This is a genomic window from Aulosira sp. FACHB-615, assembly GCF_014698045.1.
In the GTDB taxonomy this organism is placed as follows: Bacteria; Cyanobacteriota; Cyanobacteriia; order Cyanobacteriales; family Nostocaceae; genus Nostoc_B.
The window spans coordinates 58956-79430 of sequence record NZ_JACJSE010000030.1 but is presented as its reverse complement, the minus strand read 5'-3'; the positions used below and the strand labels follow the sequence as shown (position 1 = coordinate 79430).

20 protein-coding genes and 1 pseudogene are annotated in these 20475 nt (G+C 41.5%); 13 read left to right on the top strand and 8 right to left on the bottom strand.

Features of this window, described 5'->3' with window-relative positions; all coding sequences use genetic code 11:
* Positions 1-63 precede the first annotated feature (63 nt).
* Positions 64-246 carry a hypothetical protein gene (locus tag H6G77_RS29095; RefSeq protein WP_190873416.1) on the bottom strand — a complete coding sequence of 61 codons (183 nt, stop codon included), beginning with the start codon at positions 244-246 and terminating at the stop codon, positions 64-66.
* Positions 247-565: 319 nt separating this feature from the next.
* Between H6G77_RS29095 and H6G77_RS29090 the strand changes: the two genes are divergently transcribed.
* From H6G77_RS29090 to H6G77_RS29080, 3 genes are all read left to right on the top strand, one after another.
* Positions 566-1033, top strand: coding sequence for a DUF2808 domain-containing protein (locus tag H6G77_RS29090; protein ID WP_190595094.1), 468 nt, complete (start codon positions 566-568; stop codon positions 1031-1033).
* Between the two features lie 696 nt (positions 1034-1729).
* On the top strand, positions 1730-3943 hold the full coding sequence (gene glgP / locus H6G77_RS29085; protein WP_190595095.1) for an alpha-glucan family phosphorylase: 2214 nt from the start codon (positions 1730-1732) through the stop codon (positions 3941-3943).
* Between the two features lie 83 nt (positions 3944-4026).
* Positions 4027-4818, top strand: coding sequence for a Tab2/Atab2 family RNA-binding protein (locus tag H6G77_RS29080; RefSeq protein ID WP_190873415.1), 792 nt, complete (start codon positions 4027-4029; stop codon positions 4816-4818).
* A gap of 99 nt (positions 4819-4917) precedes the next feature.
* Here the strand turns inward: H6G77_RS29080 and H6G77_RS29075 are convergent.
* Positions 4918-5200 (bottom strand): annotated as a pseudogene (locus H6G77_RS29075) (DUF2470 domain-containing protein).
* A 193-nt stretch (positions 5201-5393) separates the two neighbouring features.
* On the opposite strand from H6G77_RS29075, the gene H6G77_RS29070 reads away from it, so the two are divergent.
* Entirely contained in the window at positions 5394-6152 is a 759-nt protein-coding gene (locus tag H6G77_RS29070; protein ID WP_190595098.1) for a metallophosphoesterase family protein, read from the top strand.
* Between the two features lie 32 nt (positions 6153-6184).
* On the opposite strand, the gene H6G77_RS29065 is transcribed toward H6G77_RS29070, so the two are convergent.
* Positions 6185-7036: a M48 family metallopeptidase gene (locus tag H6G77_RS29065; RefSeq protein WP_190595099.1), complete on the bottom strand. Its 852-nt coding sequence runs from the start codon at positions 7034-7036 to the stop codon at positions 6185-6187.
* A 514-nt stretch (positions 7037-7550) separates the two neighbouring features.
* Here H6G77_RS29065 and H6G77_RS29060 point away from each other — a divergent pair.
* The gene (locus H6G77_RS29060) at positions 7551-8084 is read left to right on the top strand and encodes a DUF4330 domain-containing protein (protein ID WP_190594538.1); all 534 of its coding nucleotides are present in this window, start codon (positions 7551-7553) and stop codon (positions 8082-8084) included.
* Positions 8085-8221: 137 nt separating this feature from the next.
* On the opposite strand, the gene H6G77_RS29055 is transcribed toward H6G77_RS29060, so the two are convergent.
* Positions 8222-9127, bottom strand: a complete 906-nt coding sequence (locus H6G77_RS29055; protein WP_190873414.1) for an alpha/beta fold hydrolase — start codon at positions 9125-9127, stop codon at positions 8222-8224.
* Between the two features lie 545 nt (positions 9128-9672).
* Between H6G77_RS29055 and H6G77_RS29050 the strand changes: the two genes are divergently transcribed.
* Both H6G77_RS29050 and H6G77_RS29045 read left to right on the top strand, forming a co-directional pair.
* Positions 9673-10266: a hypothetical protein gene (locus tag H6G77_RS29050; RefSeq protein WP_190594540.1), complete on the top strand. Its 594-nt coding sequence runs from the start codon at positions 9673-9675 to the stop codon at positions 10264-10266.
* A gap of 234 nt (positions 10267-10500) precedes the next feature.
* On the top strand, positions 10501-11292 hold the full coding sequence (locus H6G77_RS29045; RefSeq protein ID WP_190594541.1) for a hypothetical protein: 792 nt from the start codon (positions 10501-10503) through the stop codon (positions 11290-11292).
* A 138-nt stretch (positions 11293-11430) separates the two neighbouring features.
* Here H6G77_RS29045 and ftsE read toward each other — a convergent pair whose 3' ends face one another.
* Together ftsE and H6G77_RS29035 are read right to left on the bottom strand one after the other, a co-directional pair.
* A complete protein-coding gene (gene ftsE / locus H6G77_RS29040) occupies positions 11431-12168 on the bottom strand; it encodes a cell division ATP-binding protein FtsE (RefSeq protein ID WP_190594542.1) in 738 nt (245 codons plus the stop codon).
* A 563-nt stretch (positions 12169-12731) separates the two neighbouring features.
* Complete coding sequence (locus tag H6G77_RS29035; protein WP_190594543.1) at positions 12732-13484, bottom strand: WecB/TagA/CpsF family glycosyltransferase; 753 nt, start codon at positions 13482-13484, stop codon at positions 12732-12734.
* Positions 13485-14025: 541 nt separating this feature from the next.
* Between H6G77_RS29035 and H6G77_RS29030 the strand changes: the two genes are divergently transcribed.
* The 5 genes from H6G77_RS29030 to fba all read left to right on the top strand — a co-directional run bounded on the left by H6G77_RS29030 (position 14026) and on the right by fba (position 18962).
* Positions 14026-14742 carry a response regulator transcription factor gene (locus H6G77_RS29030; protein WP_190594544.1) on the top strand — a complete coding sequence of 239 codons (717 nt, stop codon included), beginning with the start codon at positions 14026-14028 and terminating at the stop codon, positions 14740-14742.
* 187 nt (positions 14743-14929) lie between these two features.
* Positions 14930-16600 carry a SpoIIE family protein phosphatase gene (locus tag H6G77_RS29025; protein ID WP_190873413.1) on the top strand — a complete coding sequence of 557 codons (1671 nt, stop codon included), beginning with the start codon at positions 14930-14932 and terminating at the stop codon, positions 16598-16600.
* Between the two features lie 3 nt (positions 16601-16603).
* Positions 16604-17029: an anti-sigma regulatory factor gene (locus H6G77_RS29020; RefSeq protein ID WP_062295158.1), complete on the top strand. Its 426-nt coding sequence runs from the start codon at positions 16604-16606 to the stop codon at positions 17027-17029.
* 60 nt (positions 17030-17089) lie between these two features.
* The gene (locus H6G77_RS29015; RefSeq protein WP_190873412.1) at positions 17090-17272 is read left to right on the top strand and encodes a hypothetical protein; all 183 of its coding nucleotides are present in this window, start codon (positions 17090-17092) and stop codon (positions 17270-17272) included.
* A 610-nt stretch (positions 17273-17882) separates the two neighbouring features.
* On the top strand, positions 17883-18962 hold the full coding sequence (gene fba, locus H6G77_RS29010) for a class II fructose-bisphosphate aldolase (protein ID WP_190594547.1): 1080 nt from the start codon (positions 17883-17885) through the stop codon (positions 18960-18962).
* Between the two features lie 410 nt (positions 18963-19372).
* Here the strand turns inward: fba and H6G77_RS29005 are convergent, their stop codons facing one another.
* On the bottom strand, positions 19373-19651 hold the full coding sequence (locus H6G77_RS29005) for a hypothetical protein (protein ID WP_190594548.1): 279 nt from the start codon (positions 19649-19651) through the stop codon (positions 19373-19375).
* 19 nt (positions 19652-19670) lie between these two features.
* On the opposite strand from H6G77_RS29005, the gene H6G77_RS29000 reads away from it, so the two are divergent.
* A complete protein-coding gene (locus H6G77_RS29000; protein ID WP_206758063.1) occupies positions 19671-19808 on the top strand; it encodes a hypothetical protein in 138 nt (45 codons plus the stop codon).
* Positions 19809-20052: 244 nt separating this feature from the next.
* Here the strand turns inward: H6G77_RS29000 and H6G77_RS28995 are convergent, their stop codons facing one another.
* Entirely contained in the window at positions 20053-20448 is a 396-nt protein-coding gene (locus H6G77_RS28995; protein ID WP_190594550.1) for a hypothetical protein, read from the bottom strand.
* Between the last annotated feature and the right edge of the window lie 27 nt (positions 20449-20475).

Below are 20475 nucleotides of genomic sequence, written 5' to 3'. Positions count from 1 at the left end.
TCATTCCACTCATTTGTAACGATTTTCTCGCTCCAGTGCGGATTGTGGGAATTTTCTTTTTAATCATTCATACACCGAACTTGTGTAACGAAACAATAAGTCGCACATCGCGTTAAATAATAATTTAGCGCGTATAAACCCATCTCTGAACACGGATGCTGGAGGAGAAAGTGCGATCGCCTTAGCTAACTCATTAATGAAATACCGCCAAAAACCTAGCATCGCAGTATTTTCATTCAACTTCATTACTAGTTCACATATAAATAAAAATAGGTTTTTTCATCCGCTAATAGTATTATTTGAAATTGTTTTTTCTCTTACCTTCTTTTCTGATTATTTAATTGACAGTTCAAACCTCAGAATGATAACGATAATATCTCCTCAGTGAGAAGCAAATTTTTTTAAATATTTTTAATCTAAAAACTAATTAGACAAGATTACTTTTCTGTCGATAGAAACTTTAGGCAAGTCTAATTAAATATCTCGTAAATCCATAAAATACTTAATCGCAAATTAAGTATAGATTTTCTGTTGGCTATTCTATTCAATCATTTGGAGGTTGGTTATGAAAAAATGGATTTTATTGTCTGGCTTGAGTGTTGCGATCGCAGCTACTTGTCTCCCGGCGCAAGCCCAAAGACAAGATATGTCTTACAATAGCAATGCTCCGCGAATTAGCAGTACAAGCGGTTACGATAGTACTCACACAATTACTGTCTATACAGGTATGCAGCCTTTATCTTACCTGATAGTTAGACCTTCTGATGCTCTCAAAGTTAGTAACGATATTGACGTTACTGATCAATCTGGTCGGCGCGTTGAGGCTAACATTTCTAGACAAGATGAAAGAATCATTAGAATTGATTTCTCTCAACCAGTACCTCCTGGAACTAATCTCAATATTGCTTTTAGGAATATAGATTTTGCCAATGCCTTTCCGAATCGAAGCTTTGTTTACTACGATATTTCTGGTGGGCATATCGGTTTATCAAGAGAAGTTCCCTATGGTTTAGCCCAAGTTCAGGTATATTAATTTTTGGGTTAAAAGGTAATTAAAAAAGTAGAAATATTGCACAATAATTTTTCTACTTTTCTTATCTCTCAAGCTAGATATAGATAGCACAATACGGTTCAGATAAGAAAACTAAATTACAATAAAACCAACAAATGAAAAAATGATTTTGGAGAGGGTTTGAGGGACACAACCGTCACCCAATCGGGGGCTTTGGGGATTCTCCCCCAAATCTTACTCATGTTTAATAATTTATTTATTAGGACTTACGCAAAAAAACGAAAAAATAAGGTTTTAGAACAGGGTGCAGGGGTATGAGGGTGTAAGGGTGTAAGTATTCAAAACCCTTACACCCCATACCCTTTCACCCATACACCCAATCCCCACAAACAATTTTGGTGCGTAAGTCCTGTTTATCTCTCTTTAGCTTTTCTTAAACATTACAAATTGATAGTAAATAAAACTTAATAATACGGAAATTATTGTAAACAAAAGTGATGCAAATTGATGGGCAGAAAGTATTAAATCCAGAGATAATACTAAAAACGTAATAGCAAGAAGAATCATTAATTTTGATAGAGCATAGATGAGAAAAGCTGCTGCGGCTTCAGGGGAGGATTCACGAATGAAGACTCCGGCGGAATCAACCTGAAGGTAATTTTGTGGCAGCAAATGATAGATGAAATCGCAAAAAGTTAACAGAGAGTTTAGACTTGTATGGCTAACAGCAGTGCAATAACCGCATCGGTACGTTTAAGTGAAAAGATGCCTTTCCCCCTCAAACGTTTAGCAGATTTAGCTTATAACTATTGGTGGAGTTGGAGTAGCGATCGCATATCCTTATTTCAAAGCATTGATCCCCAAGAATGGGAACTTTGTGGGCATAATCCAGTGGCAATTTTAGAGTCAGCTAGTTACGAACGTCTGACTCATTTGGCAGAAGATCCCCTTTACCTGAAGCAGATTTCTGCCTTAGTCCGCGAATTTGACCAGTACATGGCACAGAAAGATACTTGGGTGAATCGAGTTGCACCGCAAGTGTCGGCTGAACATCCCATTGCTTATTTTTGTGCCGAATTTGGTATCCATGAATCTCTGCCTGTTTACTCTGGTGGCTTGGGTATTTTAGCCGGGGATCATCTAAAATCATCATCCGATTTAGGTGTGCCGATGGTGGGTGTGGGTTTACTGTATCGCCAAGGGTACTTTCGCCAACGCTTAAACCGCCACGGTTGGCAAGAAGATTACTATTTGGATAATCCCTTCGACAAAATGCCCCTAGAGTTAATTAAAAACGAGCAAGGGGAACCACTCACCATCCAGATAGAAATTCGCCAACGCCAAGTAAAAGTACAAATTTGGCGAGTGCAAGTCGGGCGTGTAACTCTATATTTACTAGATAGCGATCGCCCAGACAACGATCCCATTGACCGTTGGTTAACAGGACACTTGTATGGCGGTAACTTAGAAACCCGCATCGCCCAAGAAGTCGTCTTAGGTATTGGTGGAGTCAGGGCTTTAACCGCCTTGGGAATCAAACCCTCCGTACATCACCTCAACGAAGGACACGCCGCCTTTTGTACCCTAGAAATTGCCCGTCAAGAAATTGAACGAACCGGGAAATCCTTCTACGATATTGAAGCCAGCGTCAAGAAAAGTTGTGTCTTTACCACCCACACACCGGTTCCCGCCGGTCATGATGTCTTCTCCCCCGACTTAATTGACTCTTATTTTGCCCAGTACTGGCCGCAATTAGGGCTATCCCGCGAACAATTTTTAGCCTTGGGTGCAAGACGACTGGGTGATCCTTGGGAACCCTTTGGGATGACAGTTTTAGCATTGCGGATGTGTCGTGCTTGCAACGGCGTAAGTGAATTACACGGCAAAGTCTCCCGCAAAATGTGGACTGTTCTCTACCCACAACATAGCGAAGATACAGTTCCAATTGGTTACATTACCAACGGTGTTCATGCACCCACCTGGACTGCACCTTTACTCGCAGACTTATATGACCAATATTTAGGTAAAGATTGGAAAACTCGCGCCATCGATCCCCAAATGTGGGCGAAAGTTGACGACATTCCCAACGAAGAACTCTGGGCAAGACATCAGATTCTTAAAGAAAGACTAATTGCCTACACTCGTTATAAAGTCAAAAAGTCACGGGAACAGCGCGGTGAAGATTATCAAAGCATTCAAGCCGTGAATAGTTTACTTGACCCGAATATATTAACCATTGGTTTTGCGCGACGCTTTAGCCCTTATAAACGTGGTGATTTGATTTTACGCGATGCCGAACGGGCTGTGAAGATTTTTGGCAATGCCCAACATCCAGTTCAGATTATCTTTGCTGGCAAAGCACACCCAGCCGATGAAGAAGGTAAACGCATTATTCAACGTTTGATGGAGTGGTGTCGTAATTCCGGCATTATTCACCGTGTTGCCTTTATTGAAGATTACGACATTTACACCGGACAAAAACTCGTCCAAGGCGTTGATGTTTGGTTAAATAACCCCCGTCGTCCCCTAGAAGCATCAGGGACAAGTGGACAGAAAGTCTGCTTTAATGGCGGGTTAAATTGCAGCGTCCTTGATGGTTGGTGGTGTGAAGGCTACCAAGCCGACGCAAATGGCAAAGGAATTAACGGTTGGGCTATTGGTGAAGATGCTCACACAAGCGACCAAGAATTGCAAGACCGCATCGATTCCCAGTCACTGTATCAGCTTTTAGAATCTGAGATTGTTCCCCTATACTACGACCAAGATGCTCAAGGTATTCCTCATCGCTGGATACAGATGATGAAAGCATCCATTAAGACCAATGCACCACTGTTTAATACAGATCGAATGATTGCTGACTACGTTTCTCAGGTGTATGTCCCAGAAATTGCAGCCCGTGTTGAACCAATTTTGGCCAAGGTTCTGTTTTAAAGTCTTAAAAGAATTGTAATTTTCCTGGTTCAATAGAGGGGTGGGTTATCCACCCCTTTTTTTATGAAAAAATGTTTTAAATCATGAAAATTTGGCAAGCTGATTTTTATCGGAGTTCGCAACAAGATATATCTGGACAAATTTTATGGGAATTGTTGATTTGTGATGCAAATCGCAGTTTTGAGTATACAGCTACTTGTTTGCAGTCAGAAGCAAATTCCCATTGGCTGACTACTCAAATTCAACAAGCCGCAGGTGCAAAGTTACCAGATGTGATTCAAGTTTTCCGTCCCCAGTCGTTAAGTTTAATCGAAACAGCCGGACGCAATTTAGGTGTTGCAGTAGAAGCAACCCGCCGGACTTTAGCATTAAAACAGTGGTTAAAAGACAAAAATTCTGATTTTAGTTTAGAAAAACCCGCACCCTTACCATTACCGGAAAATCTTTGGGGTGAACAGTGGCGCTTTGCAAATTTAGCGGCTGGGGATTTAGAAATAGAATTTAGCGATCGCCCCATTCCGATTTTATCTATGCCAGAATTTCTTAAACCCATAAATCTGGGTTTAGCTTCCACAGTAACCGTTCCAGGTGTAGTCATTTATGGTGGCAGACAATCTATGCGTTTAGCACGTTGGTTAGCCACAACACATCCTGTAGCCTTAAATTACATCCCCGGTGCGCCCGATGGTTTAATTTTAGAAGCGGGTTTAGTTGATAGATGGGTATTAGCCACCTTTGAAGATGCAGAAGTCACCGCCGCCGCTAAAACTTATGAACAACGTAAACAACAAAGCCAGGGATTACACTTTTTATTAATTCAACCCGATGATTCTGGTATGACTTACAGTGGTTTTTGGTTATTACAAACCGAGTAGGAACTTATTTTTATGCTTCAAACAATAAAAGCTACCCCCTCTCCCTTGTCTCCCTTGTCTCCCTTGTCTCCCTTCTAAATAACTGAAAACTCTAACCCCTCACCCCTTCACCCGCGCCTGCTTAATCATCGCAATCAAAGTTTGATGAGCATCTTCCGCATCCGCTAAAATATGGTCAAATTGGATACGCACTGGAATGGATTCTTCATTGACTTGCGTGGTTAAATCCATTCCCTGTGAATCAATTGCTAACATTTGGGCTGATGTAGCCTCAGTAATATCACCAAAAAAATTTTGCATATAAAAGTACAGCATCAGCATGATCTTCGTTCATGTGATTACAGATGCGTGTGCTAATTTCAGGAGAAAATTGTTCAGACATTGGGCAAACTAAAATTAGAATTACAGCCTAAATTTTAAGTTAGGGTGTGTAAGCAAATTGATAATTTTTGGTGCAGATAAAACTTTAAATAAAATTTAAATTTACGCAAGTAATATTTATCTTTATTTACGGAATAACCTGCGGTTATAGTGTAGCAAAAATATTAAACTAATTTCATTTCAGCTAAATGCAGATGAGTAGAACAAGGAAACGTCGCATAGTTATTGGGGATGTGCATGGTCATTATGAAGGCTTGATGACTTTGTTAGAGGCGATCGCACCCACATCAGAAGATCAAGTTTATTTTCTCGGTGACTTAATTGATCGTGGCCCCCACAGCTACAATGTTGTGAATTTTGTCCGGCAGAACAATTATCCCTGTCTGTTGGGTAATCACGAGCAGATGTTATTGAATATTCTCACCCAAACAAATATTCCCGCCCCAGCTATGCAAGCTTGGTTGTATAGCGGTGGACAAGCCACTCTCAGCAGTTACCAAGCATCCACTATTCCCCAAGAGCATTTAGAGTGGTTTCAATCCCTACCCACTTATTTAGATTTGGGCGATATTTGGTTAACTCATGCCGGATTAGACCCAAATCTGCCTCTCGCCGAACAAACTGCCGAGCAGTTCTGCTGGATTAGAGATGAATTTCACAGCATAGAAAAGCCTTATTTTCCTGATAAGCTCATTATAGTTGGGCATACTATAACTTTTACTTTACCAAACGTTCCTCCGGGTAAACTAGCCGAAGGTAGAGGATGGCTAGATATCGATACTGGAGCTTATCATCCTCGTAGTGGTTGGTTAACTGGATTTGATGTTACCAATCATTTAATTTATCAAGTAAATGTATTTCAAAATACCCAGCGTATCTTACCGCTAGAAGATGGCGTGGTAACAGTGGAACCTTCCCAAATCAAAGCTCGCCGCCAGCCGCAGCGAGCATAGGTTTTGGTTGTAAATTCGGCACAGTGAAAAAACTAAAGTAATGGTCGAATTCTAGCTCGATAAGCAGCGTTATCTAAACCGTCACGCCCACTACTGGGTTGAGAATTAATTGCACGTTTAAGATTATTGATGCGATCGCTAGTAGCAGGGTGCGTACTCAAGAAAGTTGGCCCAGAACCACTTTTGAGTAGCTTTTGCATAAAGGAAACCATCCCAGATTGAGCATAACCGGCTCTTGTTAGAGTTCTTAAACCTCTTTTATCGGCATCAAACTCATCTTGACGACTGCGAGGACGGTTAAGGGCTAAGTCTACACCAATAGCCACAGCTTGATTACGGTCTAAACCGGCTACTGTAGCTAAACCACTCGCCACAGCCCTTTGCTGCATTTGTTTAACCAAGTGTTTCCCACCAATGTGACCAATTTCATGAGCTATCACACTAGCTAGTTCCGCTTCATTTTCTGCGGTTTTAAGTAAACCTGTGTTGAGATAAACAAAACCCCCAGTAGTAGCAAAAGCATTCACAGCATTATCTTCTACCACCTGAAAGGTAAAAGGAAGACTGGGGCGATCGCTATTGGCGGCTAATCTTTGACCAATTTCCTGCACATAACGATTCACTTCTGCATTGCGATACAGACGAACTTCACCAAGTAATTCATCATTCATCTGTTTGCCAAGCTCTACTTCTTGGCGAGAGGATATATTAGAAAGCTGAAGTATTTGCGCTCCTTGGAACAACAGTGGTAATAAATCTACAGCCCGTCCAGGTAAAGGTGTACTCAAACACAAACTGAGGGCGACTACCACCGACATTATTGGATATAACCAACTACGCCGCCAGCGACGATAATTTGCTGTAAAACCTTTCCAAGCCATCATAAGCATTTCTGATAATAATTTCGAGACAAGCAACAATCACAGGACAAAATACAAGACGGAGTTACTGCGCTTGAAGTTGCAATTTCATCTTATGACTACGGATGCGATCGCCCAAATTATCTCTAGAAGGATTTATCTACACCCTTACACCCCTATACCCGCATTTCTCACAAGCTTCAGGCGTTTGATGGGGCAGAGGGGCAGAGGTGCGGAGGGGCAGGGAAGAGAGTACCTTCATTCTCCCCTGCTCCCCTGCTCCCCTGCACAGGCTTTGAAAGGTGTGGTGAGAAATGCAGGCTATACCCCTTCACCCTCACCCAAACCCTTGATTTTTGTAAGTCCTAATGTAAAGGATGTGCCGACTTCACGCCGATTTTTTCAACTCGTGATACACTGTCGCCAGACTCAAAGACCTAGCCATCTTTCAGTCATACCTCTGTCGGGAAATTGTCATGTTCCTGATTAACTTTGTTGCTACAATCAAATACTTTGTTTGTATTTAGGAAAAGTTTTTATGGCTATTTTTGATTCCAAAGGTCGCTTGTTCGGTAAAGTCAATATTCTTGATGTAGGCGCTGCACTTGTAATTCTGCTAGTTATAGTTGGTATCTTCTTTTTTCCAGGAACCTCTGGTTCTGTGGCTCAAGTTGGTTCAAAAACCGTACCCATTGAGGTAGATTTAGCCGTGCGGGGTTTGAATGTCCGCGACCCAGAACGCTTATTTGAAAGTGGATTTAAGAAAGGCGGTAAAACAAACGTCATTATCCGTAATCAGCCTTACGGTCAAATTGGGATTAAATCTATTGAAGTACTAGAGAGAACAATCACTGCTACCCAACCAGATGGTTCAGTTAAGGAAGTCAAAGATCCTCGAAAGAACAATTACAGTACAGATATGCTGTTAACTTTGGAAGGTAAGGCGCAAGTCACGGAAAATGGCCCAGTTTTAGGTAACAGCAAAGTCAAAATTGGTATGCCTTTTGAATTAGAAGGTTATAACTACAACTTCAATGCCACTGTAATTGATGTCCGCGTAGAGAATAAATAATTGAAGTGTGAAATTATTTCCAGTGCTGAGTGCTTTACACTGAGCGGAGTCGAAGTGTGAGTGGTTAGTAGTGAAACGCATCTCCACATTATTAGCGCCACAGGCGCTATCCTAACTCAGCACTCAGCACTTTCAACTCAGCACTCTTTATTGACTAAAGGCAAAAACTGGCGAATTAATCCAATGGTGACGGCTGGTAGTTCCAACTGGGGTGTTAATCCCACATCTTCTAGTTGTTGAAACACGCGAATTGCTTGGGGGTTTTTCTCTGCTAAACGACGACCAATTTCGGGGCCAGTAAATTGGGATTTCTCCCCCCAAATAATCGCAGTTGGAGTGGTCAGCTTTTCAATGTCCAGGGATAAATCAAAACACAAATCACCCCGCACAAAAGAAAGTGCAGCATATTCCGCATTAGGCTGCTGGGCAGATTGCAGATAAGCCTGGACAATTTCTTGATAAACTCGATTGGCTTGGGCAAATTGTCTTTGCTCTAAAAAACTGCGAATGCCTGCTTCGGTCGCAATACCAGTACTGTAAAGCAAGCGGTCAATTATGGGTACGCTGACTAACTGAGCAAAAAAACTGCGGGAGTAGTCTCCGCCAAAATCAGATAGTCCTGCTGGTGTGGTGAGAATTAAAGATTTGAATAATTCAGGATGAGCGATCGCAACTCGAATTGTCAACGCCGCAGTCAAAGAAGAAGCAATCACCGTGACGGCTTCTGTACAAGTTTGCTGCAAAAATTCCCGAATCGTCGTTAAATAATCGTCAATTTGGTAATTTCGCGCTGGATGTTCTGATTTACCCCATCCAATCAAATCTGGTGCCAGAATGCGATATTCACTAGCAAAAGCTGGGTAAACCTTCGACCACTCATAAGCCGAAGATCCACCACCAAAACCATGTAGGAATACTAAAGTTTCCTTTGTCGGTTCAGCGATCGCACTCCCTTGCCAAAACGACCCTACGCTAGTGTAATATACTATTCTCCCTAAAGAAGTTGTAATTGAGCGTTGTTCAAATCCCTGTGGTTGAAACATATATATGCCGTTCATTTAGTATGTGTTCAAGTTGCAAATTCTCTGGTTGAGAATGTCATGAGTAATTTGTATTCACATAAGACCAATGGCCAAAAACCTATTTTACGTATACTTCGGCAAAGTAGATGTGTGTTAGCTGAGTAATTGCTGGTAGCAATCGTTTCACACCAAACACGCCGTACTTTTAGGGAATTTCCCGGAGTTTATTCATTGCTATTTTTAGCAAACCCGCAATTTTTCCACCTCTAGCCTCCGCTAGATTAAGGGGATGTAAAATCACTGGCTTACGTGTGAAGATTCAGTGATTTTTTTGTCTCTGATTCGCAGGGTATTTGCCTGTAAATACTGTTATACAAGGCTTTTGTGAAGTAGCCTGTATTACTTTGGTGATATAAAAGACATTGGTTTTTTATGGTAATCTATCAGAAAACTCACGTAAAGTTTTGAGCTTCCAGAATAGTTGAAATACCTAAGATTAGCAACGATTCTGGATTTAAGAAAAACACCTTTAGATATAATTACTTATCTAAATCGTTCTCTAGGTAATGGTAAGGCGGGGCGTTGTGGTAAAGCAGGCTACTCTTCAATCGGATAAAGCACCAGCGTTGGCAGATTTTAAAGACGTATTAGAAAACTGTGACGTGCATATAGCTTCTGCTTGGCGGGGACAGTTGGCAGAAACTTTAGAAACAGCCAAAGTGGGTGTTCCTATTTGTGTATGTTTAAATTTAGAAGATTTAAAGTGTTTTGAATCGGTCGAAACACAATATGAACGCTGGGGTGTCGTTTTCCGTAATTCAATTGCCATACAACCTTCTAACCCTGCATTTCCGAGCCATTCTGGCCTCATAGTATTAATGGGTTCGCCAAAAGGCGGGTTTCTGGAAGCGAGTTTTGTACAGCCAGTCAATTATGTTAGTGCCTATGTGACTAGTTCGCAAAGGCTGGTTATGTCTGCTTATGATAGCGATCGCCAACTGCTCAGTCAAACCGTACTTCCTGGCGCGAATCTTGCTAACTCTGATTCAGCAGTACCTCCCAACATTTTATTATCTGTAACAGGCAGAAATATTCACTCTGTTACCTTCTGTGCCTTTGACGGTCAATTCACCATTGACGACTTTCGTTTTTGTATGTAAGACCAGTCCCAAGCCTGGATTTCTCCAAGAGAGAGAGCCAGGTGCTGGGGAGTGTGGGAGGATGGTGAAGAAATCTTTCCCCCCACACTTCCCTCTCTCCCCACACTCCCCACCAATACGGGGAGAAATTCGGGACAAAGACTATCCAGAATGAGTAATATTAGCTTCAACATGCACCTAATCCCTGGTAAAAGATATATTAGAAAATCTCGTCAACACAATTAGGTAAATACTGTGGCAAAGGCTTCGTTTTCTTTGCAGCAACTAATTAACCAGATACCCAACTGGTCACTTCCAGCTTTGTCGCCAGGAAGTTCCAAGCAGCAAAATTTCAAGCCTTTTTCCGGTTCTGGAGGTGTTCTCGGCTTCCTAACAATAGTCGTAGCAATGCTGTTATGGAACTGGAAACTGCTATTAGCTTTGATAGTTGGTGTGGGAGTAATGTTAATCACCTACTCAAACCAACAATGGAACTGGCAACAACGTTGGGTAGAAATTCAAAAAATCCTCAACGGGCCAAATCGTCGGTTAGTTTTAGCTGTTGCTATTGGTGGTCTGGCAACTATTAGCACTTATATGGCTGCTGCTATCTGGGTTGACTCTCATAGCCCTTGGTTAGCAACTGGCACAATTTTGCAAGGTTTGGGAACTTTATTAACTTTAGTTTTGTTACTTTGGCAAATTTTCAGCCGTTATCGCCATCAAGACCAAGATGTTTTTGAGCAATTGTTACTCAATTTAACAGAAGCAGATCCCTTAAAGCGGTTGCTGGCCATACGTCGAATTACCAAATTTATCACCCGCCAGCCAGTGAATGAGTCGTTACAGCAAGAAGTTAGCCAATGTTTGCAACTGCTTTTGACTAAAGAAGAAGAAGTCATCATTCGAGAGGCAGCTTTTGAGAGTTTACAAATCTTAGACAAACTCTCAAATCTCCCATCTAGCAAAGCCACTCCTTTGAAACCAGTCAAGTTAAAAGTCAAAACTCAAAAATCTCAAGACAAAGTGCTGAGTGCTGAGTACTGAGTAACTTCTTAGGAAAAATATCTCTTTGTTTGGAAGGGGGATAAGGGAGACAAGGAAGACAAGGGAGATAGTGGCTTTGTTGAGTAAACAAATTGGATAATTTCTTTTTTGGAATTTTCTGTGACTCTTGATTGTTAACTATTTCCGAGATAATCTACCGTTACGGACTTGGACTACAGGATGATTGCAGCGCCGTACAAGTTGTTCGTCGTGGGTAGTCACAATTACTGTAGCCCCAAAAGAATTTAACTTTTGCAAAATTTGGATGACTTGCCAAGAATTATCAGGGTCGAGGTTTCCTGTGGGTTCATCAGCTAAAATTAATGGCGGTGTTCCCACAATGGCGCGTGCAACACTTACCCGTTGTTGTTCGCCTCCCGAAAGTTGATCAGGAAAACAGTTAGCTTTGGAAAGTAAACCCACTAACTTTAACGTTGGTTCTAAACGTCTTTGAATTTCTTTGCGAGTGAAACCTTGTGCTTGCAGTACAAAGGTTACATTCTCGGCTACTGTTCTTTGGGGAATCAGTTTGTAATCTTGAAAAACAATGCCAATGCGCCGCCGCAATAGTGATAAGCGATCGCCCCGCAAATCTGTTACATTGCAATCATTGACAATCACCTCTCCCTGAGTAGCCGATTCTTCGCCATACAAAAGCTTTAACAGTGTTGATTTACCAGAACCGCTAGGGCCTGTAATAAACAAAAATTCTTTCTGTTTCACCTCTAAACTCACATCCAACAACCCGTGACAGCCATTGTTGTATGTTTTTGTTACAGAGCGTAACTGCACAATGGGAGCATTACTACTACTTTGTGGGGAAGATGTACTATCCTTTGCAGGAATATGCTGATCAGTTTTAACAACGGTTCTCATTGGCAGAATATCTACACTTGCTTAGAACTAAACACCCGAAAAACTTCAATTTAAGATTCTCTTAAAAATAATGATTCCCAGGACAGCCCCAGGAATCTCAAGTTCAAAAGCAAAAATTAAATTTTTTGGAAGTTTTCAGTACTATCCGCAAGTCATGAATTAGGGAGTAGGGAGTAGGGAGTAGGGAATAGGGCAAGACTTACGCACCAAGATTGTCTGTGGAGATTGGGTTTAGGGGTGAAAGGGTATGGGGTATAAGAGTTTTAGATACATACGGCTCAAGTCGGGAAACCCACCCACGCCACCTGGATTTCTCACAAGAGAGAAATCCAGGGGTGAGGGGTGGGAAGTGTGGGAGGATAGTGAAAAAATCTTTCCCCCCACACTCCCCACACTCCCCTCTCTCTCCACACCCGCTACCCATACGTGAGAAATTCGGGGCTAGTGACTCACTCCTACACCCTTGATCAAACCCTTGATTTCTCGTCTTACGTCGTAAGTCCTAAGTGGATGTTTATTTTTTCCCGACTCCCTACTCCCTATTCCCTACTCCCTACTCTTCCCTAGAAGGCGCTTTTGGCTGTCAAGCGGTAAACAAATGCTTTCACGGCAAATTCTGGCAAAGCTAACATCCGTCGCCAACGCCAAGGTTCTTTATATAAGCGATACAGCCATTCCAAATTATTATTGCCTAACCAAGCAGGAGCGCGGGTTTTGCTTCCTGACCAAATATCAAAACTACCGCCAACACCAATCCAAATTGCTTGGGGACATAAATGACGATTTTGGGCAATCCATAATTCTTGACGTGGTACTCCCAACCCAACCAAAATAACTTGAGGCTGTAATTGAGTTAGTGTTTGGTGTAATATCTCTTCTTCTTCGGGAGAATGATAGCCAGAATGAGTCCCGACTATGTTTAAATCTGGGGCTTGCTGCTTCCAGAAATCTGCGGCTTTGGTTGCTATTCCTGGTGCGCCGCCGTAAAAAAAGACTTTTGTACCTTTTTGCTTTTGTCCTAGTTCTCGCAGTAATGTTTCTGCTAGTTCAATTCCTGGACAACGTTGAACCTTTTGCCAAAATAGCCACTGCAAATACAAAACCACACCAGCACCATCAGGTATCACCAACTCAGCATCGTGAATTACCTTGGCTAGTGCGCTGTCTCGTTCTGCTTGCATGGTCATTTCTGCATTCAGCGTCACTACATGAGTACCTCTGCTGTGTTGCAGGCATTCTAGCAACCAGCCTGGATAGTTACTCATAACATGAACTGGTATTCCCAGCACCGAAAATACTTTAGGCGGTTTAGACATAGCCTATTCTAATTAGCCTCACATCACACCAGATTGTCTCGAACGATAGTTTATCAAATATTTTAATCAATCGCCTGGGCAATTTTAGGCAACTAGTAGTGAGAAAGTTACAGGGTTAAAAGTCTTTCAGGGCTTGATGTGGGCGGATATTTACGCAAGCAGGTTGTAATGTATACCAAAATTTTTTATGATTAAAATTTCTAATGAATATAAATGTATTAATTTGTCATATTTCATAACGAACCATCATTGGAATGCAATTGTTAGGAGCGATCGCATTTTCGTCATCGTAATCAGTGGTTGACAAAGATGAATCTGTCGTAAATCAGCCAGTATACTCATAAAAAAGGAGGTTAGCTTTTCTCTAACCAAAAATTTAAGTTTGCTTACCAGTGAAAATATCCAACACAATAAAACTAATAACTTACTAGGCAAAAATTCTATATTTATTTTTTATCAGTGTATTTCCATCACAATCCACTAATATTTTTGCATCAACTCGGTTTGACAGTTTAGTTAGTTTAACGGGCAGAAGTTGACAATGAGTAAAATCCGTATTGTTTTGATCGAAGATCATGACCTTACCCGTGTTGGTATTCGCACAGCACTACAGCAAAGAGATGAAATTGAAGTGCTAGGTGAAGCTGGCAATGCGGCGGAAGGCTTAAAGCTGTTAAGAATCTTACAGCCAGATATTGCGATCGTCGATATTGGTTTACCTGATAAAGATGGAATTGCACTGACCAGAGAAATTAAAGCAATTGCTACAGGCGAAGATGCTACCAAGGTGTTAATCTTAACCCTTCGAGATAATAAAGAAGCCGTTTTGGCTGCTTTTGCAGCTGGGGCGGACTCTTACTGTATGAAAGATATCAAATTTGATAATTTGCTAGAAGCCGTTAGAGTTACGTACAATGGCAACGCCTGGATTGATCCAGCGATCGCCAGAATTGTGTTACAACAGGCACAAGAGAATTCTCCTAAACAGGAAACTGTTGCCCAAGAAAATAAAAATATCCCCCAAAATCAAGACTTTGGGGAAAGTGAGGAAATAATTGACCCCTATACCCTGACAGAACGCGAGTTAGAAGTGTTACAGTTAATTGTCGAAGGTTGTAGCAATGCTGTTATAGCTGAACGACTTTATATTACAGTTGGGACTGTAAAAACACATGTCCGTAATATTCTGAATAAGCTATGCGCTGATGACCGTACCCAAGCAGCAGTTAGAGCTTTACGTTCTGGGTTGGTTGGCTAAGGTAATTCCAGGGTTGAACAACCTTGGCATAAATTGAGGAAGAAGCTAACTTTGAGTCAATTTCTCAGTTCAAAGCAGGTAACTTCTATGATGAGAGCGATAGCTTTTTGATTTGTTTGCAGGTGGTCACTGGGTGGGATAAAAATTGTATTGTCTCGCCACACAAGTATCGGAAATAAAGTCAAATATGACTGAGACAGAGGTAGAAAAACTCAAGCTCATGATTGTCGATGATGAGCTAGATAATTTGGATTTACTCTACCGCACTTTTAGGCGAGATTTTCAAGTATTTAAAGCCAATCATGCCCTAAGTGCGCTGGACATATTGGAAAAAGAAGGTGAGATGGCCGTGATCATCTCAGATCAAAGAATGCCAGAAATGAATGGCACGGAATTTCTCAGTCGCACAGTAGAAAGGTTTCCTGATACCATTAGGATTCTTTTAACTGGCTTTACTGATGTGGAAGATTTGGTCGATGCTATCAACTCCGGTCAAGTATTCAAATATATCACAAAGCCTTGGAATCCTGAACGGCTCAAGTTACTAGTTGAACAAGCTACTGAGACATATCGTTTAGTCAAACAACGCACTCAAGAGTTGCGTCGGGCGCTACGCCGAGAATCTTTGTTTAATGAGGTGACAACAGCAATTCGAGAATCTCTCGATTATGGCAATATGTTGCAGAAAATTGTTGCCACCATCGGACAAACCTTTGATGCTACTTGTTGTTTGCTGATTCCGGTAGAAGGCGATCGCTTAACCAATGATAAATTTTCTTATCAAGATGCCAATTCTTCTATATTAAATTTTGCCTTTGACCATAGTTTGTTTGAGAAGGTTGTCGAAACTCGTCATTATCAACTCAATCAAGAAACCTTTGATGGCAACCCTTGTAACTATCTGGTAGTTCCTCTTACCTATCAGCAGCAACTATTAGCCGTACTTGCACTGTATCAGGTAGGACGTGATGAGCTTTGGCCAGATGAAGATATTAAATTGATTACAGGTGTCGCCGACCAAGCCGCTTTAGCTCTTTTTCAGGCGAAACTTTATCAACGCCTACAAGAAAAACAAGAGCAAATTCACGCTGAATTGGAAGTAGCACGCCAAATTCAACATAATTTGCTCCGCCAAAGCTTACCTGATATCAAAGAGGCAAAACTACAAGCCTGCTGCTATCCAGCGCGAGAAGTAGGAGGCGATTTTTTTGAAGTATTTGTCCACCCCAAAGGCGATTTATGGTTAGCAGTAGGTGATGTTTCCGGGAAAGGTGTACCTGCGGCTTTATTCATGGCTAGTGCCATTTCTGTACTGCGGCGCGAATTATCTCAAGAAACACCAGCCGAACCTCATATCATCGTCCAAAATCTCAATCATGCTTTGTGTAATGACTTAATTAGTAACAATTGTTTTATTACTCTCGTATTAGCTTGTTATACACCTAGTACAAAAGAACTAGTATATGCTAATGCTGGACATATCTACCCTCTACTATGGTCTCGCCAAACTGACTCAACCCAGCAGCCCAACTATCTTAAAGTACGTGGCATTCCTTTAGGGATCTTACCTACTTGGAAAGCACTCTCAGGAAGAGTAAATCTTTCCACTGGAGATACTTTATTGTTAGCTAGTGATGGGATTACTGAAGCATCAGTATCCAGTGAGTTACTAAAATGCGAACAACCAGATGCTAATCTTTCGCCAAGTAGCCACTCTATGCTGAACCAAGAAGGTCTTTGGCAACTTCTCCAAACAGAGCCACAACCACTTTCTCTGAACCATTTACTAGCTCGTATCCAAGCAAATAACCAAGTTCAAGAAGACGATCAAACTATACTTTCACTAGAGGTTTTATAAGTAATGAAAAGTGAGCTTCATGTACCAAGTGATTTGAATTATTTAAATATCGTCGAAAGCTGGTTGCTGGGATGCTTGAAAGTCAAGCTAGGAGATTCTGTAGATTGGTCTCGGCAGTCCAGTCGTTTACGATTGGCTTTGGTAGAAGCCTACTCTAATGTGGTGCGTCATGCCCACAAAGAGCAGCCAAATTTACCAGTATTACTGCGTTTAGAACTCAAAGACCGAGACATTTCCCTAGAAATCTGGGACTATGGCGAAGGCTACGATATGTCTACTTACCTAGCACCTAATCCCGTCGATAAACAAGAAGGGGGTTATGGGTGGCTAATTATGAATCGGTTAATGGATAAGGTAGAGTACCAATTACAAGTTAATGGCGCTAATTGCTTGAAATTAGAAGCTACAATTCCTGAATTGGTGAAATAACCCAGGATTCCTTGATGAATTTGGTTTTATAAATAAAATTATGTAGTCAGGGAGTAAGCAATGGTGATTAGTCTCCCCTCACAAACCTACGGTGTACACACAAGTCCAAGTAAAGTAATAAGAGCAGGAGTTGTGGCAGGGCTGTTTCGTTCCCTAAAAGTCTCTAATTTACAAGCGTATCAAGCAAAAAAATCAGGTGATTCAACAATTTTATTTACTCATGAGCCTGGCGATCGCACTTAAATTTACTGGTTAAAGCAGTAATTGTTCGATTACCAACTCCCTAAAATTTTTGGATGATACTCTTGACAAAATCCTGATCAAAGCGAATGAAACAGCCCTGGGAGTTGTGGGGAGTAAAAGAGGGTGAAAAATCCAATCAGAATACACGCGAAAGCAGTTGAGGGAAAAGCATTGTTACACTTCCCCGACTGCTTAAACCTCGCTTCGCTCGTTTCAGCAAAAAGTCGGGGGATTCTCTAAGAAGGCTACATAAACCAAGCCTGCGTAGGCAGGCTAAATCTAAATATTGCATAAAAACACACTTCAACAAATTTAGTGACCCTGCGTAGGCGGGTTTAGTTTGTGTAGCCCCAGACTTCAGTCTGAGGGCTATGCTGATGCGCCTTTTGGAATCACCAACTACTAAATCTCTTAAATGTAACGTAGCATACTTGACAGTCGCCTAAGTCAAGCATGAGGCATCTTGGTGAGAGATGACGTAAACTTTTTCAACATAAACACCCGACTCTAGTTATAATTTCCTATAAGTTGAAAAAACTCTTAAGAATTAGCGTAACTAATACGCTGCTCTCACACCGACTAGCTGACAACCACATTAGGAGGACTATCTATGGCGCTTGTACCATTGCGGCTGCTCTTGGATCACGCAGCTGAGAACGGTTACGGCATCCCAGCTTTTAACGTTAACAATTTGGAGCAGATTCAGGCAATCCTGAAGGCTGCTGCCGAGACAGATAGCCCCGTAATTTTGCAAGCTTCCCGTGGCGCTCGTAACTATGCAGGTGAAAACTTCCTGCGCCACCTGATTTTGGCTGCTGTAGAGACCTATCCTCACATTCCCATTGTCATGCACCAAGATCATGGTAATGCTCCTTCTACCTGCTACTCAGCTATCAAGAACAACTTCACTAGCGTGATGATGGACGGTTCTTTAGAAGCTGATGCTAAAACCCCTGCCAGCTTCGAGTACAACGTTAGTGTTACCCGCGAAGTTGTGAATGTAGCTCATGCTTTGGGCGTAAGTGTAGAAGGTGAACTCGGTTGCTTGGGTTCTTTGGAAACCGGCGCGGGTGAAGCTGAAGATGGACATGGTTTTGAAGGTACTCTTGACCATTCTCAACTGCTAACTGACCCCGATGAAGCTGTTAGCTTTGTAGAAGCAACCCAAGTAGATGCTTTGGCTGTAGCTATTGGTACTAGCCACGGTGCTTACAAGTTTACCCGCAAACCAACTGGCGAAATTTTGGCTATCAGCCGCATTGAAGAAATTCACCGTCGTCTACCTAACACCCACTTGGTAATGCACGGTTCTTCTTCTGTACCTGAAGATTTAATCGCTTTGATTAATGAGTACGGTGGTGCTATTCCTGAAACCTACGGCGTACCTGTAGAAGAAATTCAAAAAGGTATCAAGAGTGGTGTTCGTAAGGTGAACATCGACACCGACAACCGTTTGGCTATCACCGCAGCTGTGCGTGAAGCTTTATCAAAAAATCCCAAGGAATTTGACCCCCGTCACTTCCTCAAGCCTTCTATTACATATATGCAGAAGGTTTGTGCTGAACGCTATCAGCAATTTGGTACTGCTGGTAACGCAAGCAAGATTAAACAAGTTTCTCTGGAAGAGTTTGCTGCTAAGTATGCTAAAGGTGAATTAAACGCTGTCACCAAGGCTGCTGCTAAAGTTTAATTTAGCTAAAGAATTATAGGGGACACTTTTGTGTTTCCTTAAACTGAGGGTTTTAATATTAAAAATAAACCGGGAAACATAACAGTTTCTCGGTTTTTTGTTGAAATGAGAACAGGTGATAGGGGACAGGTGACAGGTGACAGTACGTAGTAGGATGTGTTAGCGACAGCGAACGCATCTACCGCAAAGTTTTCGGTGCGTTACGGCTTACGCCTAACACACCCTACACATACTCAGTAACCAGAGGTCATGACTGCACTCAACCTGAAAAAGCTGCATTACTGCTGATGCCGTCTTGGCTATCATTAAACCAGAAAAGCTACCGTTAATTGGCTTGCATCCCCATTGGCTACCTTAAAGATGAGTGCTGAGTTAAAAAGACGTTGCAATGCAACGTCTTTAAATTTAGATTACTGTATCGAGATTTGACGAGTTAAAATGCTCATCACTTCATCGGGATTACCTGTTGGTTGCAGTGGACTCCAATCTCCCACACTGGCGTAACCGATAACTTGCAAATAGTGAATTGTACTAGTCACAGCTTTGGGTGAACCGATTAGCAAATGTTTAATTGGTTCCCGGAAAGGAAATGGTTGTTGGGGAATTTGCTTGGGTGTGGGGAAGTGAAAGTTTTGTTTTAAGAACAGGGCGATTTGAGATTGGGCGAAGTTGAGTAATTGTGCCATCATTGTGTTGAAACTCCTGTATTTGAGTTTTATAAAAGCGATCGCTCTCTTCTTGCCAGAACCAGACGATCGCTTTTATCCTGTATTGAGTTTAGATAATGGCGATCGTTTTGTTCTTTGGAGAATTGAGCGATCGCCTTTATCATGTCTTTTATGCTAAAGTATAAATTTATACTTGTCAACTACTAATGCAAAAATTTTTGTTAGTAATTTTAAGTTTTTAACAGAGATAAATTATGTTGACTGGGCGTGATATTTGTCATATCAATTAACAAAATTATTGGCGAGTTTGTGCTTGAATAAAAGTTATATCCCCGACTTCTTAAAGAAATCGGGGATATTTTTGTGAACAGAAATTTTTGCTGGGTTATTACTTACGTTTAAAACAATCTATAGTCGGAAATTTAGGCGTTTTCAGTTGTAGTGTTAGAAGTTTCTTGTGTGCTGGCTTTTAAGCGACTGACAGAACTCCTGCGAACACGTTCACTTTTGCGAACACCGCCAGCCATTTCGTATTCAACACTATCTTTACCATATTTAAAAGCAACGCCAATTAGCATTCTATCATTTAATTCACCTAAACTTTTTTCCAATTGTTCCATTTCAAGTTTAGTTGAATCTATGACAACAAGAGCCGTATTATAAGCATTAAGTTTAGCGCGATATTGCTCAATTAATTGAATCATATTTTGTAGATTGCGATTATCGCCAAAATCCATATTTGGGTCAATCGCCTTAAGTCCAGATACTCTCAACTCAGCTTTTTCGACAATGCGAGATGTGCGTCTTTTTTGAGACATAATTATTTGCTTAATAAACTTTGCTAA

What these genes read in the sequence shown, in the direction of transcription:
- H6G77_RS29095 (WP_190873416.1), bottom strand. Translation starts at nt 246, where the DNA reads ATGAAGTTGAATGAAAATACTGCGATGCTAGGTTTTTGGCGGTATTTC.
- H6G77_RS29090 (WP_190595094.1), top strand. Translation starts at nt 566, where the DNA reads ATGAAAAAATGGATTTTATTGTCTGGCTTGAGTGTTGCGATCGCAGCT.
- ftsE (WP_190594542.1), bottom strand. Translation starts at nt 12,168, where the DNA reads ATGAGAACCGTTGTTAAAACTGATCAGCATATTCCTGCAAAGGATAGT.
- H6G77_RS29080 (WP_190873415.1), top strand. Translation starts at nt 4,027, where the DNA reads ATGAAAATTTGGCAAGCTGATTTTTATCGGAGTTCGCAACAAGATATA.
- glgP (WP_190595095.1), top strand. Translation starts at nt 1,730, where the DNA reads ATGGCTAACAGCAGTGCAATAACCGCATCGGTACGTTTAAGTGAAAAG.
- H6G77_RS29050 (WP_190594540.1), top strand. Translation starts at nt 9,673, where the DNA reads ATGGTAAGGCGGGGCGTTGTGGTAAAGCAGGCTACTCTTCAATCGGAT.
- H6G77_RS29065 (WP_190595099.1), bottom strand. Translation starts at nt 7,036, where the DNA reads ATGATGGCTTGGAAAGGTTTTACAGCAAATTATCGTCGCTGGCGGCGT.
- fba (WP_190594547.1), top strand. Translation starts at nt 17,883, where the DNA reads ATGGCGCTTGTACCATTGCGGCTGCTCTTGGATCACGCAGCTGAGAAC.
- H6G77_RS29035 (WP_190594543.1), bottom strand. Translation starts at nt 13,484, where the DNA reads ATGTCTAAACCGCCTAAAGTATTTTCGGTGCTGGGAATACCAGTTCAT.
- H6G77_RS29055 (WP_190873414.1), bottom strand. Translation starts at nt 9,127, where the DNA reads ATGTTTCAACCACAGGGATTTGAACAACGCTCAATTACAACTTCTTTA.
- H6G77_RS29030 (WP_190594544.1), top strand. Translation starts at nt 14,026, where the DNA reads ATGAGTAAAATCCGTATTGTTTTGATCGAAGATCATGACCTTACCCGT.
- H6G77_RS29005 (WP_190594548.1), bottom strand. Translation starts at nt 19,651, where the DNA reads ATGATGGCACAATTACTCAACTTCGCCCAATCTCAAATCGCCCTGTTC.
- H6G77_RS29015 (WP_190873412.1), top strand. Translation starts at nt 17,090, where the DNA reads ATGGTGATTAGTCTCCCCTCACAAACCTACGGTGTACACACAAGTCCA.
- H6G77_RS29020 (WP_062295158.1), top strand. Translation starts at nt 16,604, where the DNA reads ATGAAAAGTGAGCTTCATGTACCAAGTGATTTGAATTATTTAAATATC.
- H6G77_RS29025 (WP_190873413.1), top strand. Translation starts at nt 14,930, where the DNA reads ATGACTGAGACAGAGGTAGAAAAACTCAAGCTCATGATTGTCGATGAT.
- H6G77_RS29060 (WP_190594538.1), top strand. Translation starts at nt 7,551, where the DNA reads ATGGCTATTTTTGATTCCAAAGGTCGCTTGTTCGGTAAAGTCAATATT.
- H6G77_RS28995 (WP_190594550.1), bottom strand. Translation starts at nt 20,448, where the DNA reads ATGTCTCAAAAAAGACGCACATCTCGCATTGTCGAAAAAGCTGAGTTG.
- H6G77_RS29070 (WP_190595098.1), top strand. Translation starts at nt 5,394, where the DNA reads ATGAGTAGAACAAGGAAACGTCGCATAGTTATTGGGGATGTGCATGGT.